Annotated in this window: 14 protein-coding genes; 8 read left to right on the forward strand and 6 right to left on the reverse strand. The window is 43.3% G+C overall.

All coding sequences use genetic code 11. The annotated features are described in order from the left end of the window. Positions 1 to 186 precede the first annotated feature (186 nt). From AC20MK_RS06630 to AC20MK_RS06640, 3 genes are read left to right on the forward strand one after another with little or no spacing between them, the layout of a single operon-like run. Entirely contained in the window at positions 187 to 2,772 is a 2,586-nt protein-coding gene (locus tag AC20MK_RS06630) for a type I restriction-modification system subunit M (protein WP_487355088.1), read from the forward strand. Continuing rightward, the gene (locus tag AC20MK_RS06635; protein ID WP_487355089.1) at positions 2,769 to 3,953 is read left to right on the forward strand and encodes a restriction endonuclease subunit S; all 1,185 of its coding nucleotides are present in this window, start codon (positions 2,769 to 2,771) and stop codon (positions 3,951 to 3,953) included. The genes AC20MK_RS06630 and AC20MK_RS06635 overlap by 4 nt, the downstream gene beginning before the upstream one ends. Before the next feature lie 17 nt (positions 3,954 to 3,970). Next, complete coding sequence (locus AC20MK_RS06640) at positions 3,971 to 7,108, forward strand: type I restriction endonuclease subunit R (RefSeq protein ID WP_487355090.1); 3,138 nt, start codon at positions 3,971 to 3,973, stop codon at positions 7,106 to 7,108. A gap of 405 nt (positions 7,109 to 7,513) precedes the next feature. On the opposite strand, the gene AC20MK_RS06645 is transcribed toward AC20MK_RS06640, so the two are convergent. From AC20MK_RS06645 to AC20MK_RS06665, 5 genes are all read right to left on the reverse strand, one after another. After that, positions 7,514 to 8,218, reverse strand: a complete 705-nt coding sequence (locus tag AC20MK_RS06645; RefSeq protein ID WP_487355091.1) for an ATP-binding protein — start codon at positions 8,216 to 8,218, stop codon at positions 7,514 to 7,516. 339 nt (positions 8,219 to 8,557) lie between these two features. After that, positions 8,558 to 10,024 (reverse strand): homoserine O-acetyltransferase MetX, encoded by a 1,467-nt coding sequence (gene metX, locus AC20MK_RS06650; protein WP_487355092.1) that lies wholly within the window; start codon positions 10,022 to 10,024, stop codon positions 8,558 to 8,560. Between the two features lie 2 nt (positions 10,025 to 10,026). Further along, positions 10,027 to 11,322: an O-acetylhomoserine aminocarboxypropyltransferase/cysteine synthase family protein gene (locus AC20MK_RS06655; protein ID WP_487355093.1), complete on the reverse strand. Its 1,296-nt coding sequence runs from the start codon at positions 11,320 to 11,322 to the stop codon at positions 10,027 to 10,029. A gap of 10 nt (positions 11,323 to 11,332) precedes the next feature. Beyond that, the gene (gene pscS / locus AC20MK_RS06660) at positions 11,333 to 12,712 is read right to left on the reverse strand and encodes an O-phospho-L-seryl-tRNA:Cys-tRNA synthase (protein WP_487355094.1); all 1,380 of its coding nucleotides are present in this window, start codon (positions 12,710 to 12,712) and stop codon (positions 11,333 to 11,335) included. Positions 12,713 to 13,466: 754 nt separating this feature from the next. Beyond that, positions 13,467 to 14,312 carry a metallophosphoesterase family protein gene (locus AC20MK_RS06665; RefSeq protein ID WP_487355095.1) on the reverse strand — a complete coding sequence of 282 codons (846 nt, stop codon included), beginning with the start codon at positions 14,310 to 14,312 and terminating at the stop codon, positions 13,467 to 13,469. Positions 14,313 to 14,753: 441 nt separating this feature from the next. On the opposite strand from AC20MK_RS06665, the gene AC20MK_RS06670 reads away from it, so the two are divergent. Next, entirely contained in the window at positions 14,754 to 15,875 is a 1,122-nt protein-coding gene (locus AC20MK_RS06670) for a DUF8173 domain-containing protein (protein WP_487355096.1), read from the forward strand. 100 nt (positions 15,876 to 15,975) lie between these two features. Here AC20MK_RS06670 and AC20MK_RS06675 read toward each other — a convergent pair whose 3' ends face one another. Beyond that, a complete protein-coding gene (locus tag AC20MK_RS06675) occupies positions 15,976 to 17,895 on the reverse strand; it encodes an ATP-binding protein (RefSeq protein ID WP_487355097.1) in 1,920 nt (639 codons plus the stop codon). A gap of 413 nt (positions 17,896 to 18,308) precedes the next feature. Between AC20MK_RS06675 and AC20MK_RS06680 the strand changes: the two genes are divergently transcribed. The 4 genes from AC20MK_RS06680 to AC20MK_RS06695 are packed head-to-tail and all read left to right on the forward strand — an operon-like array spanning position 18,309 to position 22,561. Beyond that, complete coding sequence (locus tag AC20MK_RS06680) at positions 18,309 to 19,340, forward strand: COG1361 S-layer family protein (protein WP_487355098.1); 1,032 nt, start codon at positions 18,309 to 18,311, stop codon at positions 19,338 to 19,340. 60 nt (positions 19,341 to 19,400) lie between these two features. Next, positions 19,401 to 20,435, forward strand: a complete 1,035-nt coding sequence (locus AC20MK_RS06685) for a COG1361 S-layer family protein (RefSeq protein WP_487355099.1) — start codon at positions 19,401 to 19,403, stop codon at positions 20,433 to 20,435. Then, entirely contained in the window at positions 20,432 to 21,376 is a 945-nt protein-coding gene (locus tag AC20MK_RS06690; protein ID WP_487355100.1) for an ABC transporter ATP-binding protein, read from the forward strand. The genes AC20MK_RS06685 and AC20MK_RS06690 overlap by 4 nt, the downstream gene beginning before the upstream one ends. 3 nt (positions 21,377 to 21,379) lie before the next feature. Beyond that, on the forward strand, positions 21,380 to 22,561 hold the full coding sequence (locus tag AC20MK_RS06695; RefSeq protein WP_487355101.1) for an ABC transporter permease: 1,182 nt from the start codon (positions 21,380 to 21,382) through the stop codon (positions 22,559 to 22,561). The last annotated feature ends 48 nt before the right edge of the window (positions 22,562 to 22,609 follow it).

Consider the following 22,609-nt stretch of genomic DNA (forward strand, 5'->3'; position numbering starts at 1 on the left):
CTAAATTCAATTTATTTATCCAAAGTAAAATTAATAAATATTATAGTTTAAATTTAAAAGATATCCTGATGTTTTAAAGAGGTGTGTTTATGTCAAATAAAAAAAATACAATCGCAGATGCTGCCGAGTATGTATTGAAAGAATTTTTAATAAAACAACAAAAAAAGAGATTATTGGAGGGGTATTATGAATAAACAAAAATTAGCAACAAAAATATGGGAATCTGCAAATAAGATGCGTTCCAAAATCGAGGCGAACGAATACAAGGATTACATTCTTGGTTTTATCTTTTATAAATTCCTGTCTGATAAAGAAGTCCGCTTCATGCAAAGCAATGGTGCTACAGCTGAAGACATCAAGCAATTAAGTGAAGAAGATACTGAAACCGTCAAGTACATCCAAGACAATATCGGCTATTTCATCGCATATGAAGACTTGTTTTCTACTTGGCTGTCAATGGACCAAGATTTTGATGTTTCCAATGTGCGTGATGCGCTTTCGGCTTTCAGTCGCCTAATTGATAGCAATTATAAAAAAGTTTATGATGACATTTTTAAGACCCTGCAAACAGGTCTATCCAAGCTGGGCGAAAGCCCTGGCTCACAGACGAAAGCCATCAGCAATCTCATTCAGCTGATTAAAGATATCCCGATGGACGGCAAACAGGACTATGACGTTTTAGGTTTCATCTACGAATATCTCATTTCCAACTTTGCAGCTAACGCAGGCAAGAAAGCCGGTGAATTCTACACTCCGCATGAAGTATCGCTTTTGATGAGCGAAATCGTCGCTAATCACCTGAAAGATCGTAAGGAAATCCAGATATACGATCCGACGAGCGGTTCAGGCAGCCTGTTAATTAATATCGGGCGTAGCGTTACCAAGCACATCGATGATGATAACAACATCAAATATTACGCACAAGAGCTGAAAGAAAACACATATAACCTTACCCGTATGAATCTGGTCATGCGTGGTATTTTGCCGTCAAATATCACGACTCGCAACGCTGATACCCTAGAGGACGACTGGCCGTATTTAGAAGATAGCGACCCAGTTGGCACCTATAACCCGCTTTATGTGGATGCGGTTGTTTCAAATCCACCGTATTCGCAACACTGGGATTCGGACGGCAAAGACACTGACCCACGCTATGCCCGTTTTGGTCTGGCACCAAAAGGTAAAGCAGACTACGCCTTTTTACTGCACGATCTGTATCACATCAAGCCCGATGGCATCATGACCATCGTTCTTCCGCACGGTGTTTTATTCCGTGGTGGTGAAGAAGGAACAATCCGTAAGAATCTGATCGAGAACAACCATATCGATGTTATTATCGGACTGCCAGCCAATATTTTCTTCGGAACAGGCATACCAACCGTCATTATGGTGCTTAAGCAAAAGCGTGAGAACACGGACGTGCTTATCATCGACGCCTCTAAGGGTTTCATTAAGGTCGGTAAAAATAACAAGCTTCAGGCATCAAATATCAAACGAATCGCTGATACTGTAGCTGAGCGTAAAGATGTGCCGAAGTTTGCTCGTGTAGTCAGCCGTAGCGAGATTCGAAGAAATGAATACAATCTTAATATCCCACGTTATGTGGATTCTTCCGAAGCTCCTGAAAGCTGGGACATTTACGCTTCCATGTTCGGAGGTATACCAAAAAAGGAAATTGAAGAACTCTCTGCTTATTGGCAGGCTTTCCCTGAGCTGAAGATGGATTTGTTTACGGTAGGCTCTGGTGAGCATGTGCATATCGCTGAGGGAAACCTCAAGGATATCATCAAAAACCATCCGAATGTAGTCTCTTTCAAAGAACACTATGCAAGTGCTTTCGTCGGTTTTGATGCCGAGCTGTACAGCCATCTTGTGGAGGGCATGGAAACTTTGAACATTTCCAAAGAAGAAACTGTGCTTAGCAATGAAATCTTTAATCGTCTAGCATCTGTGCCGCTGGTGGATGAATACAGGGCATACCAGCTTCTTAATGATAAGTGGGTCAAGATAACTGTTGACTTGGAAATTATCCAAACAGAAGGGTTCGGAGCTACTAAACAAGTCGAACCCAATATAGTTGTAAAGAAAAAGAATGGCAAAGATGTTGAAGTTCAAGAAGGCTGGCTAGGTAGAATCATCCCATTTGACCTAGTACAAGAAATGCTGCTTCACGAGGAAGCGGTAGCCTTAAAAGATAAAGAAGAACGCCTAACGCAGGTCATAATAGAGCAGCAAGAAATCCTTGATTCACTGACGGAAGAAGAAATAGAGGACCTTACCGATGTTTTAAATGACGACAACACCGCATTTCTGACAGACCCTGTGAAAAAAGCGGCTAACGATCTGCTCAAGGGGCACGATACTGCCGACTACGCAGAGGACAGCCCAGAGGGGAAACTCCTCGCCGTGAAGAGCTTACTCGATGAAAAAAAGGACCTGAAGAAATCCATTAAGACTGATTCAGCCAAACTGAACTCGCTCACAAAAGAAACCGTTGAAAACCTGGCAGACGAACAAGTTCATTCTTTATTGGAAAAGAAATGGATTACGCCGCTGATGGCAGAATTACAACAGCTGCCTGTAGTCATCCTTGACAACCTCGCAACGAAGGTGCAAACACTGGCGGATAAATACGCTATTACCTTCTCTGAGGTAGAATCAGAAATCACAAAAATGGAGGCAACGATCTCGTCCACACTTGAGCAGCTCACCGGCAGCGATGTGGATATGAATGGGCTGACTGAACTGAAAGCTCTGCTAGGAGGTGAATGATGGCTGAAAAAGCAAAAGCGCCTGTCATCAGGTTCAAAGGTTTCACCGACGATTGGGAACCGCGTGAGTTGAGTGATGTGCTGGTTATTAGAAGAATATTGCAACGTCAATCTAAAGATGCTCCACGTCTTGCATTTGCTTCTGGACAAGGAGTTATAGATTTGAGTGAAAGAAAAACTAATAACAGAGATCAACTAATTGCAGATGAATTTTCCAAGAATTATTTGTTGACACAATACAATGATATTGTATATAATCCAGCAAATTTAAAATATGGTGCGATAGATAGAAATAAACTTGGGAAAGGCGTGATTTCACCAATTTATGTAACTTTTACTACGGAAGAAATACCATCGTTTATAGAACGAATTGTAACAACAGAAAGGTTCAAATTAAAGGCATTGCGGTTTGAAGAAGGTACTGTAGTAAAAAGACAATTAGTTAGTCCGGAAAAATTACTTTCACTTGAGGAAATGATTTCTCCTTCAAAAAAAGAACAAAAGAAAATAGGTGATTTTTTTGATCACCTCGATCACCTTATAACCCTTCATCAGTGCAAGCTTAAAAAATTGAAAAATGTTAAAAAAGCCATGCTGGAAAAAATGTTTCCAAAAAATGGTTGCAATGGCCCAGAGATTCGATTCGCCGGATTTACTGACACTTGGGAACAACATGAGTTAAATGCTTTGGCAGATAGATATGATAACTTACGAGTACCGATTACGGCATCAGATAGAGTATCGGGCAGCACCCCTTACTACGGTGCGAACGGTATCCAAGACTATGTTGAAGGCTATACTCACGATGGCGAATTTATTCTTGTCGCAGAAGATGGTGCGAACGATTTAAAAAACTATCCTGTGCAGTATGTAAACGGGAGAATATGGGTAAATAACCACGCTCACGTGCTTCAAGCGAAGGTAATGATAGCCGATAACAAGTTCCTTAAATATGGTATTACACAGACAAATATTGAATCATTTTTAGTTGGCGGTGGTCGTGCTAAATTAAATGCGGATACAATGATGAAAATTAGTATTAATGCACCAATGGATTTAGATGAACAAGAACAAATTGGTAGCTATTTTGACAACTTCGATAACCTCATCACCCTTCATCAGCGTAAGCTTGAAAAATTGCAAAATATGAAAAAAGCTTGTCTTGAGAAGATGTTTGTATAAGAAAGGAGCGTGATTTTGTGATATTTAAAACCGAAGCGGAATTAGAAGCAGCCATGATTGATGCCTTGAAAAATAGGGGTTGGGAAAATCATGTTCTGAAATGCCCGACAGAAGAAGATTTACTCAAAAACTGGGCAGATATTCTGTTTGAGAATAATCGTGACATTGATCGTTTGAATGAAGCTCCTTTGACAGATACGGAAATGCAGCAGATTTTAGAACAACTTCTAGAACTTCGCAGTCCTTTAAAGCTCAATGGCTTTATTAACGGAAAGACGGTCTCCATTACCCGTGATAGCCCGGACGATCCTGACCATCTCGGTAAAGAAGTCAGCCTCAAAATTTATGACCGACGTGAGATAGCTGCTGGGCAAAGCAGGTACCAGATTGCTCAGCAGCCGAGATTTAAATCTAAGTCGAAGATTCTCAACGACCGACGTGGCGATTTGATGCTGCTTATTAACGGTATGCCTGTTATTCATGTTGAACTGAAAAAGAATGGCATTCCTGTGAGCCAAGCTTATCACCAGATTGAGAAGTACTCTGATGAGGGTATCTTTTCGGGAATCTTCTCTTTGGTGCAGGTATTTGTGGCGATGCAACCAGAAGAGACGGTCTATTTTGCTAATCCCGGCCCAGACGGTGTTTTTAATCAGGACTTTTATTTCCATTGGGCAGATTTCAATAACGACCCCATCAACAACTGGAAAGATATCACGACTTCTCTTTTATCGATTCCTATGGCTCACCAGCTGATTGGTTTCTATACGGTTGCCGATGATTCTGATGGCGTGCTGAAGGTTATGCGCAGCTATCAGTATTATGCGGCCAATGCAATCTCTGACCGTGTGTCAAAGATTGACTGGAGCGATAAACAACTACTCGGTGGCTATATTTGGCACACAACCGGATCTGGTAAAACGATGACGAGCTTTAAGTCTGCTCAGCTTATCGCTAACTCGAAGGATGCCGACAAGGTAATCTTCCTTATGGACAGGATCGAGCTTGGTACGCAGTCACTTCATGAGTATCGTGCTTTTGCGGAAGATAATGAAGAAGTGCAAGCGACTGAGAACACCCACGCTCTCATAACGAAGCTCAAAAGTAAGAATCCTGCCGATACCCTGATTGTTACATCAATTCAGAAAATGAGTAACATTAAGGACGAAGAAGGAGGGTTTAATGCTGCAGACATTGAGGTGATGAAATCGAAACGTATCGTTTTTATCGTGGATGAAGCACATCGCTCTACTTTTGGCGAGATGTTGATCACCGTTAAGCAGACATTCCCAAATGCCGTGTTTTTCGGATTTACCGGTACACCCATTCAGAAAGAGAATCAGAAAAAAAAGAACACGACTTCAACCGTCTTTGGTGATGAGCTACACCGCTATAGTATTGCTGACGGTATTCGTGACGGGAATGTGCTCGGCTTCGACCCGTATAAAGTCTCTACCTATAAGGACATTGATCTGCGTGAAGCGGTGGCGCTGAGGGAGGCGAATGCTGCTACGAAACAAGAAGCTATAAAAGACCCGAGGAAAGCAGAAATATATTACCACTACGTGAATATTGTAAAAATGGCTGGATACTACGAAAAGAGTGGTAAATATGTCAAAGGTATTGAAGACTATCTGCCAAGAGAACAGTATGAGCGTGCCGAACACCAGAAAACGGTCATTCAGGATATTTTGGATAACTGGCTGCGGTTGAGTCATGCCTCGAAGTTCCATGCGATTTTTGCTACGAGCAGTATCTCAGAAGCCATCGAGTATTATAGGCTCATCAAAGAGACAAAGAAGGGCTTGAAAATCACGGCACTCTTTGATCCAAACATTGATAATAACGGTGGCGTGAAGTTCAAGGAAGACGGCCTTGTTGAGATTCTGGAAGATTACAATGCAAGGTATGATCAGGACTTTACTTTGGCTACTCATGCGAAATTCAAGAAGGATATTTCAGCACGCTTGGCTCATAAAAAGCCCTATGAGCGTATCGAGCGAAATCCTGAAAAACAGCTTGACCTTTTGATTGTTGTTGATCAGATGCTCACAGGTTTTGACTCCAAATGGGTCAATACCCTTTATATGGATAAGATGCCCATATATGAGAACATCATTCAGGCGTTCTCTCGTACTAACCGTCTGTTTGGTCCAGATAAGCCTTTCGGTACGATTCGCTATTACCGTAAGCCAAGCACGATGGAACGAAACATCAACGATGCGGTAGCTCTCTACTCAGGCAATAAGCCACTTGGATTGTTCGTGGAACATCTGGACTACAACCTGGGGAAGATGAATCAAATCTTCGCAGATATTTCGCACCTGTTTACTTTGGCAGGGATCACGGACTTTTCCCACCTGCCAGATGATGTGGACGAGTGCGGCAGGTTTGCCACGCTGTTCAGTAGTCTAAATGACTATCTGGAAGCAGCTAAGATACAAGGTTTCACTTGGAAGCAACAGGAATATACTTTTAAGAATCCCAATAAAGTCGTCGAGATGGCATTCGACGAGAATACTTATCTGATCTTAGCTTTGCGTTATAAAGAGCTTTTTACAGGAGGCAACGGCTTTGGCATCGGGGATATCCCATTTGATATCGATGGATATTTGGTAGCTATCGACACTGGCAGAATCGATATCGACTACATGAACTCACGCTTTGAGAAATATCTTAAAGTGTTGCTTCAAGACGGTATCGACCAAGACCAGCTTCAAGCAACTCTAGACGAGTTGCATAAATCTTTTGCGACCCTTACCCAAGAAGAACAGAAATATGCGAATATCTTTATCCATGATGTACAAAGCGGAAATGTTGAAATTGAGGACGGTAAGCCTTTCAGGGACTACATCAATGAATACCAGTTCCGTGCAAAAAACGAGCAAGTTCGCCAATTAGCTAATGCTCTAGGGATTGATATTCCAAAGCTGGAAAACATTATGAATGTCGGTATTACCGAAGCGAACATCAATGAATACGGCAGATTCGACGACCTGAAGAAAACCGTAGACAGGGGCAAAGCAAAAGCCTACTTTGAAGCCGTAGAAGGCATGAGTATCCCCGAATTCCGGTTAAGCATCAAAATCGAAAAGCTACTCAAAGACTTTATCATCAGCGGAGGCTTTGATATAGACGGGGATGAAAACAAATAACTAACAAAATAAAAAGGACTTTTGGATTAAGAAATGAAGCAATTGATCTCATTAACGAAGCAAAGAATGAGATATATGATACACTTAATTGCCCAACATCAAATATTTTTTAAATTGAAGAAGAGTGAGGTTCAACTTCACTCTTTAATGCATTTGCTACTGCGTGAGTACATAATATGATAACGATCGTATTATTATTCAAAGGTTTCAATTACGGCAGCATTTATTGTACCTTCATTTGCACTTTTCAACAATTTACATAGAGCTTCCTGTTTTCACCAATTCATTCTCATTATTGTTCATATGCTACCTCTTGTTTGTCTATGTTACATTAATTAATTTTTAAAAATCTCTGATTTGTAGATGCGAATAGCAGTAATTTATTTCGTCAACACTAGTTTATAATTAAACTTCCTGCCGACTCCCCTCCAACAACTCCCCATGCGATGGATGGCACGTAAATACCAATATCTGCTTGTCCTCAGCAACCCGCTTCAACAGCTCAGCAGCATTCTTCTGCCTTTCAGGATCCATATCGACAAATGGATCGTCCATTATCATGAAACCATCATCTCCCAGGAAATGGTTGGCCATTGAGACACGCAAAGCCAGTGATAGCACATCCTTGGTTCCTGCAGAAAGCAGGTCATAGGTCAGGAGTTCTCCATCATCGCGAACAAAGCCTTCTGGAAGACACTCATCCATCTCGATCTTAGTGTAGCGGCTGTTGGTCATCAGAGATACGTATTCTTCCATGTCCTTTCTCAGATCACCGAATGTATCAGAATCTATATCATTTGAGAGTTGTGAAGTGACCTCCATTACCTTTTCAATGGCCTTGCCTTTTCTGAGGACTGACTGGAATTTGTCTTCTGCTTCTCTTAGGAGGATCTCCAGTTCCTCAGATGATATGTCAGGTTCATCCATTTCAGCTCTATCTATCAGCAATTGGTTCTTTATCTCTTTTTCAGATCCCAAGCCGTCTTTTGCTTCTTGGTATTCCCCGAGGAACTCATCAGCATCATCAATCCCTTCTGGCAGAGGTGCAAGTTTTTTGATCTTCGACTCGACTCCTTTATTCTCAGCCATCCTTTCTGTAAGGTCGTCCATCAATTTCTCTTTACTTGTTCCCTTTTAATAATTTGTTATTTTAAACGAAATATATATACTTGAATTTTAAAATTTTAAAAGAGACGATACTATTTAAGTGTAACTACATCTTGGCTCTGTAGAAATCCTTAATAAATGCTCTTAAGCTATTGAAAAAACGTTCAACGCATAATAGAACATGATAAAATCCCACAAGTGGATGTCTTATCGGTGCTACCAGCCATATCTTTAGAGTTTAGTAAACACTTTACTCCAGAGCAGATGGGTTAATCTGCAATTTATTGAATTATATAAAATACATACATAATAAATAATATGAATAAATAGAAAGTAAAAGGATCAACCGATCAGTCGGTTGATATCCTCACTATCGATGATACCAATCAGTCTTTTCTTCTCGCCAACTACAGGCAAAGCCGAGATGCTGTGGCGCTCCAGTCTCTTGGCAGCAGCTACTATCGGTTCATCAGGGGAAGCCGTCAGAACATCCCTGGTCATTATATTCTCCAGCTTGTTGCACTTCAATGCAACCGCTTTTGAGATGTCCCAGGAAGTGACAATACCAACAAGACAGCCATTCTCATTAACGACAGGCAGATGAGTAAGGGCCTCCTCGAACATGACCTTTGCAGCTGTTTCTATGCTCACACCTTCCCTGATGGTAGCAACTTTTTCGGTCATTACATCAGCAACGGATGTGTGAGTCAGGAAATTATGAATTACATAATTGATCTGGCCGCTTTCGAGCAGGAAGGCGTCGTGTCCATAACTGGATTCGATCTCACGATAACTTACATCATGTTCCTTTACAGTAAGACCTTCGACTATCTTTCTTGAATGATAGGGTGAATACAGCCAGTCAGAAGTTATCGAGATCACCAGCATTTTTGCCTGCACATCTTTCAGGCCTTCTGCCAGAGAACCATTCTTTGAAAGGTCGAAATAATCCACAGCCTTTGTAACATAAAGATAGGAATTGGCATCGAACCTGCCGGTAAATGTGTCTCCCTGATATTTCAGATAGCTCTCCACCTGAAAATCATTGGTCATATCGAACTTGTAGCTTTCACCCTGTTGCAATCTCCTTCCAAACTTCTCATGCATGGAAGCATCGCTAAGATATGTGATGTGAGCGATCATCCTTGCTGTGGAAAGACCATTTGCCGGGGGTTCACCCTCGTAATAGTCTCCCCCATTCCAGTCAGGGTCAGAGATAATGGCATTCCTGCCAACCTCATTGAAAGCTATCTGCTGCGGAGATGAGACTGCCGTAGAAGCAATGACCACGGCTTTCTTTACAAGCTCAGGATAGGCAACACACCATTGAAGCGTCTGCATACCGCCCATGGAACCGCCAACTACTGCAAAAAGAGTGGAGATGCCGAGATAGCTTATCAGCTCTTTCTGGACATTCACCATATCCCCCATCGTTATGACCGGAAAAGTGATACCATATTGCCGGCCCGTGTCAGGATCGAGGGAAGCTGGTCCGGTAGTGCCTTTACAGCCACCCAGAACATTGGAGCATAGCACGAAATACCTGTCAGTGTCAAGGGCCTTCCCGGGACCGATGATATCTTCCCACCATCCCGGTTTTTTGTCATCGCCGCTGTGCCTGCCTGCTGCGTGTGCATCGCCTGTTAGAGCATGGCAGACAAGGATCGCATTACTTTTCTCCTTATTGAGATTACCATAGGTCTCATAGGCCACCCTGATGTTCTTCAGGGTATGACCACCTTCTAACTGGAACTCACCTTCTATGGTATGGTAGTTCGTTGCCACAATGCCTACAGACCTTTCACTCATACTTACTGCGACCTCTCCAATGCCTGATCTATATCAGCTATGATGTCATTTATGTCCTCTAGTCCGACGGACATCCTTATAAAATCATCTGTCACACCGGTCTGCTCACGCTCTTCTTTTGTAAGCTGCTGGTGTGTGGTGGATGCAGGATGGATCACAAGTGTCTTTGCATCCCCGATGTTCGCAAGGTGTGAGAGCAGCTCAACATTCTCGATGAACTTCTTGCCTGCTTCAAGTCCGCCTTTCACGCCAAACCCAAGAATAGCACCATAACTACCGTTAAGATACTTCTGTGCAAGCTCATGGGATGGATGGTCTTCAAGACCTGGATAGTTCACCCATTCAACAAGCGGGTGTGAGTTTAGGTGTCTGGCAACCGCCAGAGCATTCTCTCCATGCTTTTTCACACGTAAGGATAGTGTTTCCACACCCTGTATGAACTGGAACGCATTGAATGGGCTCATTGCAGGTCCCAGGTCACGCAAAAGTTGTGTGCGTACCCTAAGGATAAAGGCAAGGTTTCCCATTCCGGGAATATTGCCGAATGATTCCCAGAACTTCAGACCGTGGTAGCTGGGGTCAGGGTCGGTGAACTCCGGGAACTTGCCGTTGTCCCAGCTGAAATTTCCGGAATCGACTATTATGCCACCAATGGAAGTACCATGTCCTCCGAGGAACTTGGTAGCGGACAGGACCACGATATCAGCACCATGATCGATCGGTTTTACAATACCTACACCTACGGTGTTGTCCACAATGAGAGGGACACCAGCATTGTGAGCGATCTCAGCGATCTTTTCAAGATCAGGGATGTCAAGTTTAGGGTTCCCGATTATCTCGACATAGATGGCACGGGTCTTCTCAGTAATGGCCTTTTCGAATTCTTCTGGTTTTGTTGAATCAACGAAATTTACCTTCCTTCCAAGTTTGGGGAAAGTGTGATTGAAGAGCTGGTATGTGCCACCATAGAGATTATTTGCAGAAACGATCTCATCCCCGAGCTGTGTTACCGCAAGGGTTGCAAGAGTGATGGCAGACATGCCTGAAGCTACACCTAATGCACCTGTACCGCCCTCAATGGCAGCTACCCTTTGTTCAAGAACATCGGTTGTCGGGTTCATCAGACGTGTGTAGATGTTCCCGAATGCCTTCAGGGCAAAAAGGTTCGCTGCATGTTCAGCATCATTGAAAACATATGCTGCTGTCTGGTAAATGGGAACAGCCCTTGATCCTGTTGCGTCTGGCACATGGCCCCCGTGTAATGCTATTGTATCTAATCCATAGGTTTTGTCAGTCATTGTTTACACCTCAGTTAATATTAATATTGTATTTCTCGGCTATCTCAATGAAAGAATCGGAGAGATAGTGTATCTGATCCCACGAAAGTCCGTATGTGCTCAGTTTCCAGCTTCTTGTGGCACCGGGGAACTCGCCTGCGATCCCGCGTTTCTTCAGTTCGTCACTGAAGAAGTATCCCTTGCGTTTGTGTGTCTTTGCTACCTTGTCGAAGCTTCCGGTGGTATCCACCTTGGAAAGAGCATGTTTTCTCGGGAACTCGCTAAGCACCGCATTCCCTTCGATCCTCAGGAACTCGTTAATGAAATAGTTGGACTTTTTGACTTCCTCGTCCCAGTGCTTTGTCCTTTCCTTCACATGCGGGAACGATGCCATCATTGACAGCAATGGAGCTCCCATCAGTGTGCATCCAAGGAACTCGACCTCTTTTATACCGAATTTTCTTCCAGTGACATCACCGACCATTTGAGTGGTCCTGAATATCTTATCAGCCCATTCTTCAGTTGTCGCCAGCACTCCTGAAGGAGCTACTGATGCCATGCTTTTATGGCCTGAGCCGACAACGAAATCCGCACCTATCTTTTTGCCGTCTACCGGCATGATGCCCACGGTATATGCGCCATTATAGAGGAACGGGATACCGTATTCCTGCGCCACCTTTCCGATACCATAGATGTCGTGTTCATTACAGAACAGGTAATCGAAGTGATCGATCATTATGAGAACTGGAAGTTTGCCGGTCTCTCTTTTCACTTCATCGATCTTGTGGGCAACTGATTCAGCCGTGAGGATGTTATGCTCGTTCACAGGAGCTTCCTTTACAATTCCTCCAGCACCTTCCACGGCAAGGAACTCAGTATAATGGGCAAATGCCGATACTACCACAGTGTCACCTTTTCCAACAATTGTGGAAGCCACCGCCTGGAAACCTCGTCTAGCTCCGGGAACCACACGTGCCTGGTCCATACCTACGAATTCTGCAAGGTCCGTGTGGAAGGTTGAGATGGAAGGTTTTTCGATCTTATCAAGCCTGAACGGTTTTCGGCAGTTGTCACAGGTCGAGTATCCATCCCCATAGGCTATGACCGCTTTACGTGCTTCAGGGGTAAGTCTCCCTCCGGCCTGTATAGGCTGGATATTTATGAACTCCTCTTCCCTTGTCCGGCACATAAGGTCACCCACGATCTTTACGGGTTGTGTTTGACCATTCTTTTTACCAAGATCCTCAAGAAGGCCGCCAAGTCCAGATACGATCTCATCGTAGCGTGCAGACTGGTCATTGCTCATACCTGTAGGTAGAGACTGCCTGACTATCTCCCTGAGATCTTCCAGTGCAAACTGGGTTTCAAATAATTTGTTGGCGAGATATTTTTTGTTCATCTGTTCATCCAATTAAGTTACCACCTGTTCGTTCGGGATATGTGAAGCTTCAAACACTCCAAATTCCCAGCGCTTTTGGCTTGCTGTACATGTACCGGCAAGATTATCCGGCTCTGATGCGCGGTTAACAGTGTTAACATTCTGTAGCTTTACTTCAGTTCTTATTTATATTTACCTATCGTGACAATATATGCAAATTGCCGAAGTCTTCCCGCACTCAAATAAATTTAGTCTTCCATGATATATAAGAGCAATTTAATTGAGAGGTGTTTATCACTATAGTGTCAATATTAAAAAAATAGAATTCAAAGTATTAGAAGTTTAGACAATAAAATACGATAACTTTTAAATAGTATTATTTTTTGCAAATTTATTGCGCAAGCTATGCTCTGCAAAAATTCATAGTTTGTTAACGGCGTTTACTTTAAGTACTAAAAAACTTATATAGTAAGTAAAGGTCGAGAGTTATGCCGTTTCTCTTGACCTTAAGCAATATTGTCGAAAAGCCTTAACTTTTCGGGGTTGAAAAGTCGTGGGGGCTAACCGTATTGGCATGTCTGGAACTTCGAAGTTTCAGCATGTCCATACATCAACAACTTACCAATATCATTTTTTTCATCGATTATCAATTGATAGAACAAATTGTTTATAATGTTCGATATCATCTTTACTATGGTAACTTTCCTTTTTATTGAGCCCATTTCAAAATTTAATTTTCAACATCAAAAGACCTCTCCATACTGTTTCCCTCACTGCACCATTTCTTTTAAAAGACCTTTTCCTGTTTGAAATGTACCTTACCCATCTCCAAAAAGATCCGTATCAGATGCAGATGCATGTCCTCGCTACCCACATTTTCATAATACAAGAACATATTATCATCTTTGGGATGATTACTGGAGGACAAACTGCCACACATAAAATGGGTAAAGGAATGACCTCGATATAGATCATTGGCTCGCATAATTTCCAGTTCGTGGGTATGGCCACAAAAAACGTATTCAATTTTATGTTTTTGTACAAAATCAATCAGGTCTGCAGAATTTTTTAGAGGAGACTCGTCAGTACCTAAAATCGAATAATGGGTGATCAACAAAGGCAGGTCATATTCTGTCTGCTCAATTTCTTTTGAAACAGCATTCAGGATCTCTTTTTCAACATAACCATCATCACTGTATAGTTCATTGGTATCGATACTGATAATTAATACAGTTTTTCCATTTATCGAAATGGATCTGATAAAATTTATATCGGTGAAATTCTCATCAACCTTGGTAATTTCCCGGTTTAAAAAAATGTTTTTCTTGCGTGTTTTTATCGTTTCAGCGATGGAGATGATCTCGGAATTGTCAATATATTTATGGAATAGTTCATGGGATCGCATATTTCGTTTGTCATGATTGCCCAAGGTGGAAATGACATTTTTGCACTTAAGTGCCTTTAGAAAATGACCCGCATCAGCACACTCATCTTCCAGACCATCTGTTGTATTGTCTCCGGTATTGATGACAATATCGGCATCAAATGAATTGATCATCTCCAGCAGGATCTGATCGTCTCCATACCAGTGTCGTGGACCGAAATGCAGGTCCGAAATATGCAAAATATTCATTAAATCCCCCTTGTTATAACTGTTGCAAATATGGAATAATAGTTAGACATATTCACTTATGCTAATTATGTTCACGTAGATTATAACCTGATAACCAGTTTTCTGAGTCCCATCAATATCCTGTTATAAACAAAGAATACCATTGGTGATCTTTCAACCATAAATTCTTTTTCTACCAGTACTTGGTTGTGGCGGTAAGAAAGATTTAGTAAGTCCCCATTGTAAATCGGAAAGTTCTTCAAATTTCATTAATACGCCATACAAATAATTGTATGAGGTAGTATTTAGAGTTTTGAAATCACTCATTAGTCTCCCGACATGCTCCATATCAGATGTATTTGTCTGCACTCCATCAATTTTTAAATAAGTTATTCAAAATTTAGAAACATTTAATAGTCATTAATCCCAAACTTTACATTAAAAATTGAAAGGTGGGGTAATATGAAATTGAAAGATAGTCTATGGATGATATTCGTAATTTTATTGTTATTGTTATCTTTTACAGCTAATGCAACCGCATCCAGTATGTTCGAGAGCGGTAGCCTGGTGGTCATCAATGAAACGGTAGAAGATGATGTTTACATTGCCGGAGACACCCTGATAGTGAATGGGGATGTCCTTGGAGATGTCGTGGCCGCCGGAGGTACTGTGCAGATCAACGGGAACGTTTCCGGGGATCTTATTGTTACTGCAGGTGATGTGACAATTACCGGCATTATCGGCGATGATGCGAGGGTCGCCTGTGGAACTTTCGAACTTAGCGGCTGGATAGGTGACGATCTTCTGATAGCTGCCGGCACAGTATCCACTACTGAGACTGCAAACATTGGCGGTGATACGACCATAAGAAGTGGCGATGCAAATCTTGCAGGAAACTTCGGAGGCTTACTGGAGGTCTCAGCAGGTTCACTGGTGCTCTCAGGTAATGTCGAAGGGGATGCAAAACTGGACTCAGCAGATATAACCATCCAACCCGATTCAAGCGTAAAAGGTAACCTGGAATACACCACCCCCAAAGAAATACCAATACCTACCGGTGTTGTAGGGGAAGATATCAAATTTGACAGGGGAGGAGAGCGTGCTGACAGCTCCGATGCTGACGGAGTATTCAAAGGGATAGCCATCGTTGGCAAGATCTCATATTACATATTCCTGTTCGCTCTGGGTGTAATGTCCATCCTGGTCTTCCCGGAAAAGACCGATGAGATCGCAAAGAAAATACAGGAAGAACCTCTCAAGAAGATCGCAGTGGGACTGCTGATACTGATAGGCTCATTCATAGGAGCAGTCATCCTCTTAATAACCGTCATCGGCATCCCAATTGCACTCTTCCTGCTATTGCTGCTGGCCATCGTCCTGATAATAGCAAAGATATACACTGCAATGTGGATCGGAGAGGTTACGTTCAAAAAAGCGGGCTTCAAATATAACCAGTGGGCCATACTGGCAGTCGGCCTCCTTATAGTGCTGATCCTTACAGAAATTCCGTATGTAGGCGGGATCATCGGCCTTCTGATCACACTGGTGGCCATGGGAAGTATGTACTTTGCATTGAAGAATTGATGCTGGGGACGTACTTTTTACTTTTTTACTTTTTTACTTTTTTACTTTTTTACTTTTTTAACAATAAATAGTATTGTGGACCTATAAAAAAAGAGATAGCTCATTCCTCACTTCCACCAACTTCCCCACCATCCCTGACCTTTGGAAGTCTGATATGAACAGTGGTCCCCTGATCAGGTTCGCTCTCGATCCAGATCTCACCGGAATGAGCATCAACGATCATTTTACAGATGTAGAGACCCAGTCCTGTTCCACCGTATTTTCGCCTTATGGACGAATCGATCTGGTAGAACTTTTTGAACAGGTTTGGGATAAGTTCTTTGGGAATACCGATTCCAGTGTCACTGACAGTGAGGTGCAGATCCTTTTCTTCATCAGATACTCCGAGGGTGATCATACCATCAGGAGGAGTGAACTTGATGGCGTTATCTACTATATTGTTCAGCATATCGACCAGATGGGCCTCATCGGCTTCGATGGTTGGGAGATCTGAAGGTATTTTCTTTTCGATATGGAGATCGTTCGCTTCAACGAGCATGATGGTATCCATGATGGTGTCGCTTATTATTTTCGCCATATGACACTCTTTAAAATTGTATTCAATGGTCTCTGCCTGTGCCTGACTTATATATAGCAGAGAATTTACCAGGCGCCTGAGCCTGTCGGCATTACGAAGCACGGCTCCAAGTGATGTTTTTTGTGGGCCGTTGATATCACCCAGGGACTCATCATACACATTCTGAGTATAGCCCTTTATGCTGGTAAGCGGTGTCCTTAGCTCATGGCTGACATTTGAGAGGAAAACGTCCTTCATCTGGTCCAGTGATTTAAGCTCCTTATTGGCCTTTTCCAGATCATCCGAATATGTCTGTAATGAATCGAGGATATCATTCAGGCCAGAAGGTATCTTCCTGAAATCCACCCCCACATCCGTCTCAGCCCTTCTGTTCAGATCACCTTTCAGGGCAGAATCAGAGATATCCTCAAAATTGGAAACGATCTCATTTATCGGACGGGTTATGGACATAGCGACGAGATAGGCTGCACCTGCCATGAAAATAAGTGCAAGCGATGAGATGAGTATAAGTTCGTTCCGCAGGGCTGTGACATCTGCGAGCATATCCTCTTTCGGGATAACCAGAATAAAAGAATAATTACCCGTACGGACCGGCTCATAGAATATGATCACATCCTCCCCTGTGGTCGGGTCAACTGTCTCTATATTCCCCCCCTGCCCGACAAGGATATCCTCTGCCATGATTGCGATTTCAGGATCGTTGAAATCATTAAGGGTCTTCATCCCGATCCATTCCTTGTGCACAGGATGGGACAAAAGTATGCCGGTATTACTAACAGTGAAAGCATAACCGGCCTCAAAAGCAGTGACATTGGAAACGATCTCATCAATATAGTTAAGCGATACATCAACACCACCGATGCCAACGAACTCATCATCCCTTATTATCGGAGATACATAACTAACAATAAGTTCCCCCTGATACAGGTATGGCTCCGTCAGTACTTCCTGCTCAAGTTGTTTTGGCAACTGGTAGTAATCTGATGACTCATAGTCAATAAGGGGTTCCACGAACATGGTGCCACCGATCTTGTTCCAGTAAGGTACAAGACGGCCTGTGGAATCATACCCTTCAGTACCTGCATATTCAGCATCCTTTCCATCAAAAGCATTGGGCTCAAAACCTGTATAGGTACCGATCAGATTGGGATTTGCGATCAGCACCTCCCTTAGAATATCATTGACCTCATCCCTATCAGAGGAATTGTAAACGGTAAGCGTGTTTTCAATTGTCCTTGCAATGGCCATGTTCGATTGCATATCCGAATTGAACTGGTTTGCATAGTTGCTTGCTTTCTCTATGGACTTCTTATATGCGAGGTCCTCATGCTGGGACGTGCTGGTAGAAATAATGATAGCTGTAGTAGCAGCCATCACTAAAAGAACACTGAACCCTATGTATAGGATCAATTTTATTTTTAGAGGCACATCATCCATTTTCATACCGAACACCTTACTGAAAGGGCACAGAATTCACATAAATTAGATCAAATTATCGGAAGGCAGAAACTCAAAGGAAAGCACACAACTCTATTATGTAACGGTTGCACTAACCTCGACCCCCATTATTACATTTGAATAACTATTGTATAAATGTCTACCTGTTGCAACTATTCAGCACCCCCATAAACGACATCATTGGATAGATCAATAGGGGGCAAAACTTTCTCCGCATATCTTTCCGATCATAAAAAATAGATTGTTATTTAGAACTGGTCTTATGCATTCAGTTTTTGTTGCAGTTCTGATAGGATCGAACAAAACCAAGCACACTTATATTTATTTTGAGTGACAAAGTTAAATTATAAATTGCATTTTGCGTCCTATATGGTCCAAAAATGAAGGGGGATATGAGTATGTCAAAAAAGGTGCTGGTGTTGTTAGGAGTCTTTCTACTGCTTGCAGCAACCCCTAATGTTAGTTCTGAGATAATTCCCCCCAACATTGGAGAACTCCTGGATGATTACTATGATGTTACAGGAGAACCACAGCTATCGGGTTCTGTTATAGGGGACCTTGAATTTGAAAGCGGGGAAACTTCCAAGATATTCGTCCGGTTGCTGAATACCGGTCAGACAACTACCTTTGATACTGAAAATATGCCCTTGGGACCTAATGAGCTCATGGATGCCAGCACGGAACTTGATCTTGAATATGACATTACCACAGCAATAAATATCCAGGGTACCCTGGAAGATCCTGACGAAGCACCAATAAGGGTTTTCAGCACGCCTCAGAATGTGGAATATCTCAGGAGCGGTGAGATAGCACTCCCGATGGAATTCGACATAGAGATCTTCAAGAATGCCCCCTCCGGAACATATGAGCTCACATTGGATCTTAACTATCAATACCAGAGTGACGTTAAGGTTGATGGCTATCCGAACCAGAAGATAGATTATTGGTATGTCACGAAGAACCAGACCCTGCCCATCCATATTGAAGTGAAGCCCAAGGCCGATATTATCGTTGAGAGTGTCAGGTCCCAGTTGATACCAGATCAAAAAAGCCTTCTTTACGTCACATACAGGAACACAGGAGATGAAGTGGCTGAGGATGCAGTGGCCAGGATAACAGTGTCAGACCCATTCACCACAACCGATAATGAGGCATTTCTGGGCACCCTTGGACCCGGCGATTCATACCAGACGCATTACCGTATAGAAGTGGAAAGTGATGCACTGGCCAAAACCTATGGTATCGATACTGAGGTAGAATACAAGGATGGCAACGGCAATACCCGAACATCTGATGTGATGAAGGTGTCGGCTACAGTGGAGGAAACTGATAGCAGTGCGATGTTGTTTGGATACCTGCTTGCCATTATAATAGTGGGTGCTGCTGGAATCTATATCTACATTAAGCGAAGTACGAAAAATATTCGTTGAAACGTTCGTTTGAGGTTGTATTATATATGATCAGACGAAAAATGTGTATGGGGTACGGTTATGAAACGACTATTGATACTTGCAATGCTTTTCTTGACACTGTCTACGGTTCAGGTACATGGCGAGACAATTCCTCCAAATAAATGGACATTCAATGGCGATTATTTTACCGTACACGGCAGTCCTGAAATGGTTGTGAACATCGTGGGCAACCCTGAATACGACAGGGGCGAAACCTCCGCTGTGCTCATACAGATCATGAACCAGGGCAAGATCCTTGGATTTGAATCTGAGAACGAGCCCGATGATGCCAATGAGATCGCATTATCAACCATAGAGCAGGAAATGGAATATGATGTCACTACGGCTGTTGGGGTGATAGTATCCCTGTCAGCAAAGGATGCACCGCTGGACATAAAGACACCTTCACAAAGTGCAGGCACCCTGTTTTCAGGTCAGGTATCCCAACCCCTACAGTTCGAGATCAAAGTATGGGAAGATGCAACCGCAGGCACTTACCCCCTGGAAGTAAACCTTTCATACCAGTTCCAGAAAGATGTACATGTGGAAGGGAATGTTACCAGCAACCAGATCGACCGTAATATTCTGTATCAGGAAGTGAATGAAAACCACAATGTTTTTGTCATCATCAGGGAACAGGCCGATTTTGAGGTAATTGGAGTGGAAAGCGAACTGCTGCCTGAAAGTTCTGGTATCCTCAGTATCAAGTTCAAGAACACGGGTGAAGAGACAGCTTCCAGAGCTACTGCCAGATTGAGGCTCTCGGACCCCTTAAGCAGTACGGACCATACGGCTTTCCTGGGAGACCTGGAACCTGGTGATGAGGTTCAGACCATGTTCAATATCGACGTGGACCCGGATGCCACTGCCAAGACATATTCCATTAAAGCCGAGATAGAGTACGAAGATCACGAGGGAAGAACTAAGATCTCAGATACGATCTATGTGCCTGCAGAGGTCGGGGAGCCTGAGGACAGCGGTGCAATATACCAGAACCCATTCATGCTGGGCGGAAGTTTGCTGATACTGACAGCATTGGTATATGTTTATATGAAACGGCGGGAACAGCGATGATCGATGATGCCATCATTAACGTGAAAGAGCTGAGCAAAAGATATGATGGATTTGCAGCTGTGGAAGATGTTTCTTTTGATATCAAAAGAGGTGAGATCTTTGGGCTGCTGGGTCCCAATGGTGCAGGAAAGTCCACCATCATCTCTATACTGTGCTGCCTGCTGGAACCAACTGCAGGAAGGGTGACCATCGACGGTTTCGATGTGGAAAAAAATGCCAATGATATAAAGAAGATCATCGGGATCGTGCCCCAGGAGATCAGCCTGTATTATACATTAACAGCCAGGGAGAACCTTACATTTTATGCAAAAATATACGGGCTTTCCGGGAAGGGAATGAAAGACAGGATTACAGCATTGCTGGACATGGTGGGTCTTACAGATAGAGCAGACGACAAGCTGGAGGGTTATTCAGGGGGGATGAAACGCAGGATAAACATTGCTGTTGCACTGCTCCACGATCCCAGGATACTGTTTCTGGATGAACCATCCACCGGTGTTGATCCCCAGAGTCGTAAGAGAATATATGATACCATCCAGGACCTTAACCGGCAGGGTATGACCGTACTTTTGACCACACACCAGATGGAAGATGCAGAGAAATTGTGCCATCGTATTGCCATAGTGGACAAAGGAAAGCTCATTGCCCTGGATACTTTGAACGGGCTGCTGAAAATGGTAGGTGAAACTGACATTATCCAGGTGACAGCAAAAGCTATCCCCCCAGAGGCCCTGGACGTTATTCAGCGGATAGATAACGTTCAAGAGGTGTCTGTGGATGACGAAAGTATGACCATCGAACTGGTGCAGGGCAGGGAATTAATGGCACACATAATCGAAACACTGACAGCTTCAGGGACAAAGGTGGAGTCCATCCAGATAAAAGAACCCGATCTGGAAACCCTGTTCCTCCACCTGACAGGCACCAGGTTGAGGAGGTAAGACATGAAGTTCCACATCATTGCTGCCAAGGACCTGAAGATCCTTATTCGGGATCGCAATGCCCTTATTTTGATGTTCATTTTACCCATGGTCATAATATCAGTGGCAGGGCTGGCATTGGGTGGTTCGTTCAGCCAGGATATCGGTATCGATGTACTGATAGTGGATCTGGACAATGGTGAGATCTCAAAGGGATTTGTGGAGTTTCTGGAAGATATCGATATACTGGATGTGGACATGGAATCCAATGAGTTTGCAGCCAGAGAAAGGATCAGGAACCAGGAATACGGCAGATTGATCATCATTCCACATGGTTTTACAGAAACCGTGAGGAGAGGACAGGATAGCGAACTATTGATAATCACCGATCCAACCGAAGAGGACCAGAATACAGTTGTCGAGAAGATCGTGGAAGGTTATGCCAGCAGGATATCTACCAACGTTGTAGCGGTCAAGACTGTGGCTGCCTATGGAGTTCCGGTATATAGTGAAGAGCAGATCGATCAGGTCGTGGATGTGGCAGAACAGTTCACACAACCACCTCCAGTGCAGGTGGTCACAGAGAGTACCTCTTCCCGACTGGAGGAATTTACACCATTTACACAGTATGTACCCGGATTTGCGGTCATGTTCCTCCTGTTCACGACCATTGGCGTGGGAGCGGTCAGTCTTTTAAAGGAACGGGAATCCGGGACATTGAGAAGGCTTGTCACTGCCCCCATCAGCAAACCCGAGATAATCGGAGGAAAGATCGCCAGTACATTTTTCAGGGGATTTGTGCAACTCACTGTCCTGATGGCATTTGGACATGTGGTCTTCGACCTGGACCTGGGAAGTAGCATGGTGGCCCTGATAGTACTGATCTCTGCCATCACACTGGCCAGCACAGGACTCGGTCTGCTGGTGGCAGTACTTGTGACAACCAAGGATCAGGCGGATTCGGTCTCGAACATGATCGTACTGATAATGTCTGCAATTGGCGGTTCCTGGTGGCCGCTGTTCATTGAACCCCAGTTCATGCAGGATCTGGCCCGTCTTACCATCACTGCCTGGGCAATGGAGGGTTTTTATGATCTGTTCTATTTTGACCTGGGACTTGCCGGGATTTTGAAAGAAGTAGGGGTGCTACTGCTTATGGCGATTCTCTTTTTTGGAGTGGCTATTTCCAGGTTCAGGTTTGAATGAAATACTGGACCTATTTTGCCTAATTGATTAAATTTATAACACAATACA

It is taken from the genome of Methanococcoides sp. DA23, assembly GCF_057593895.1.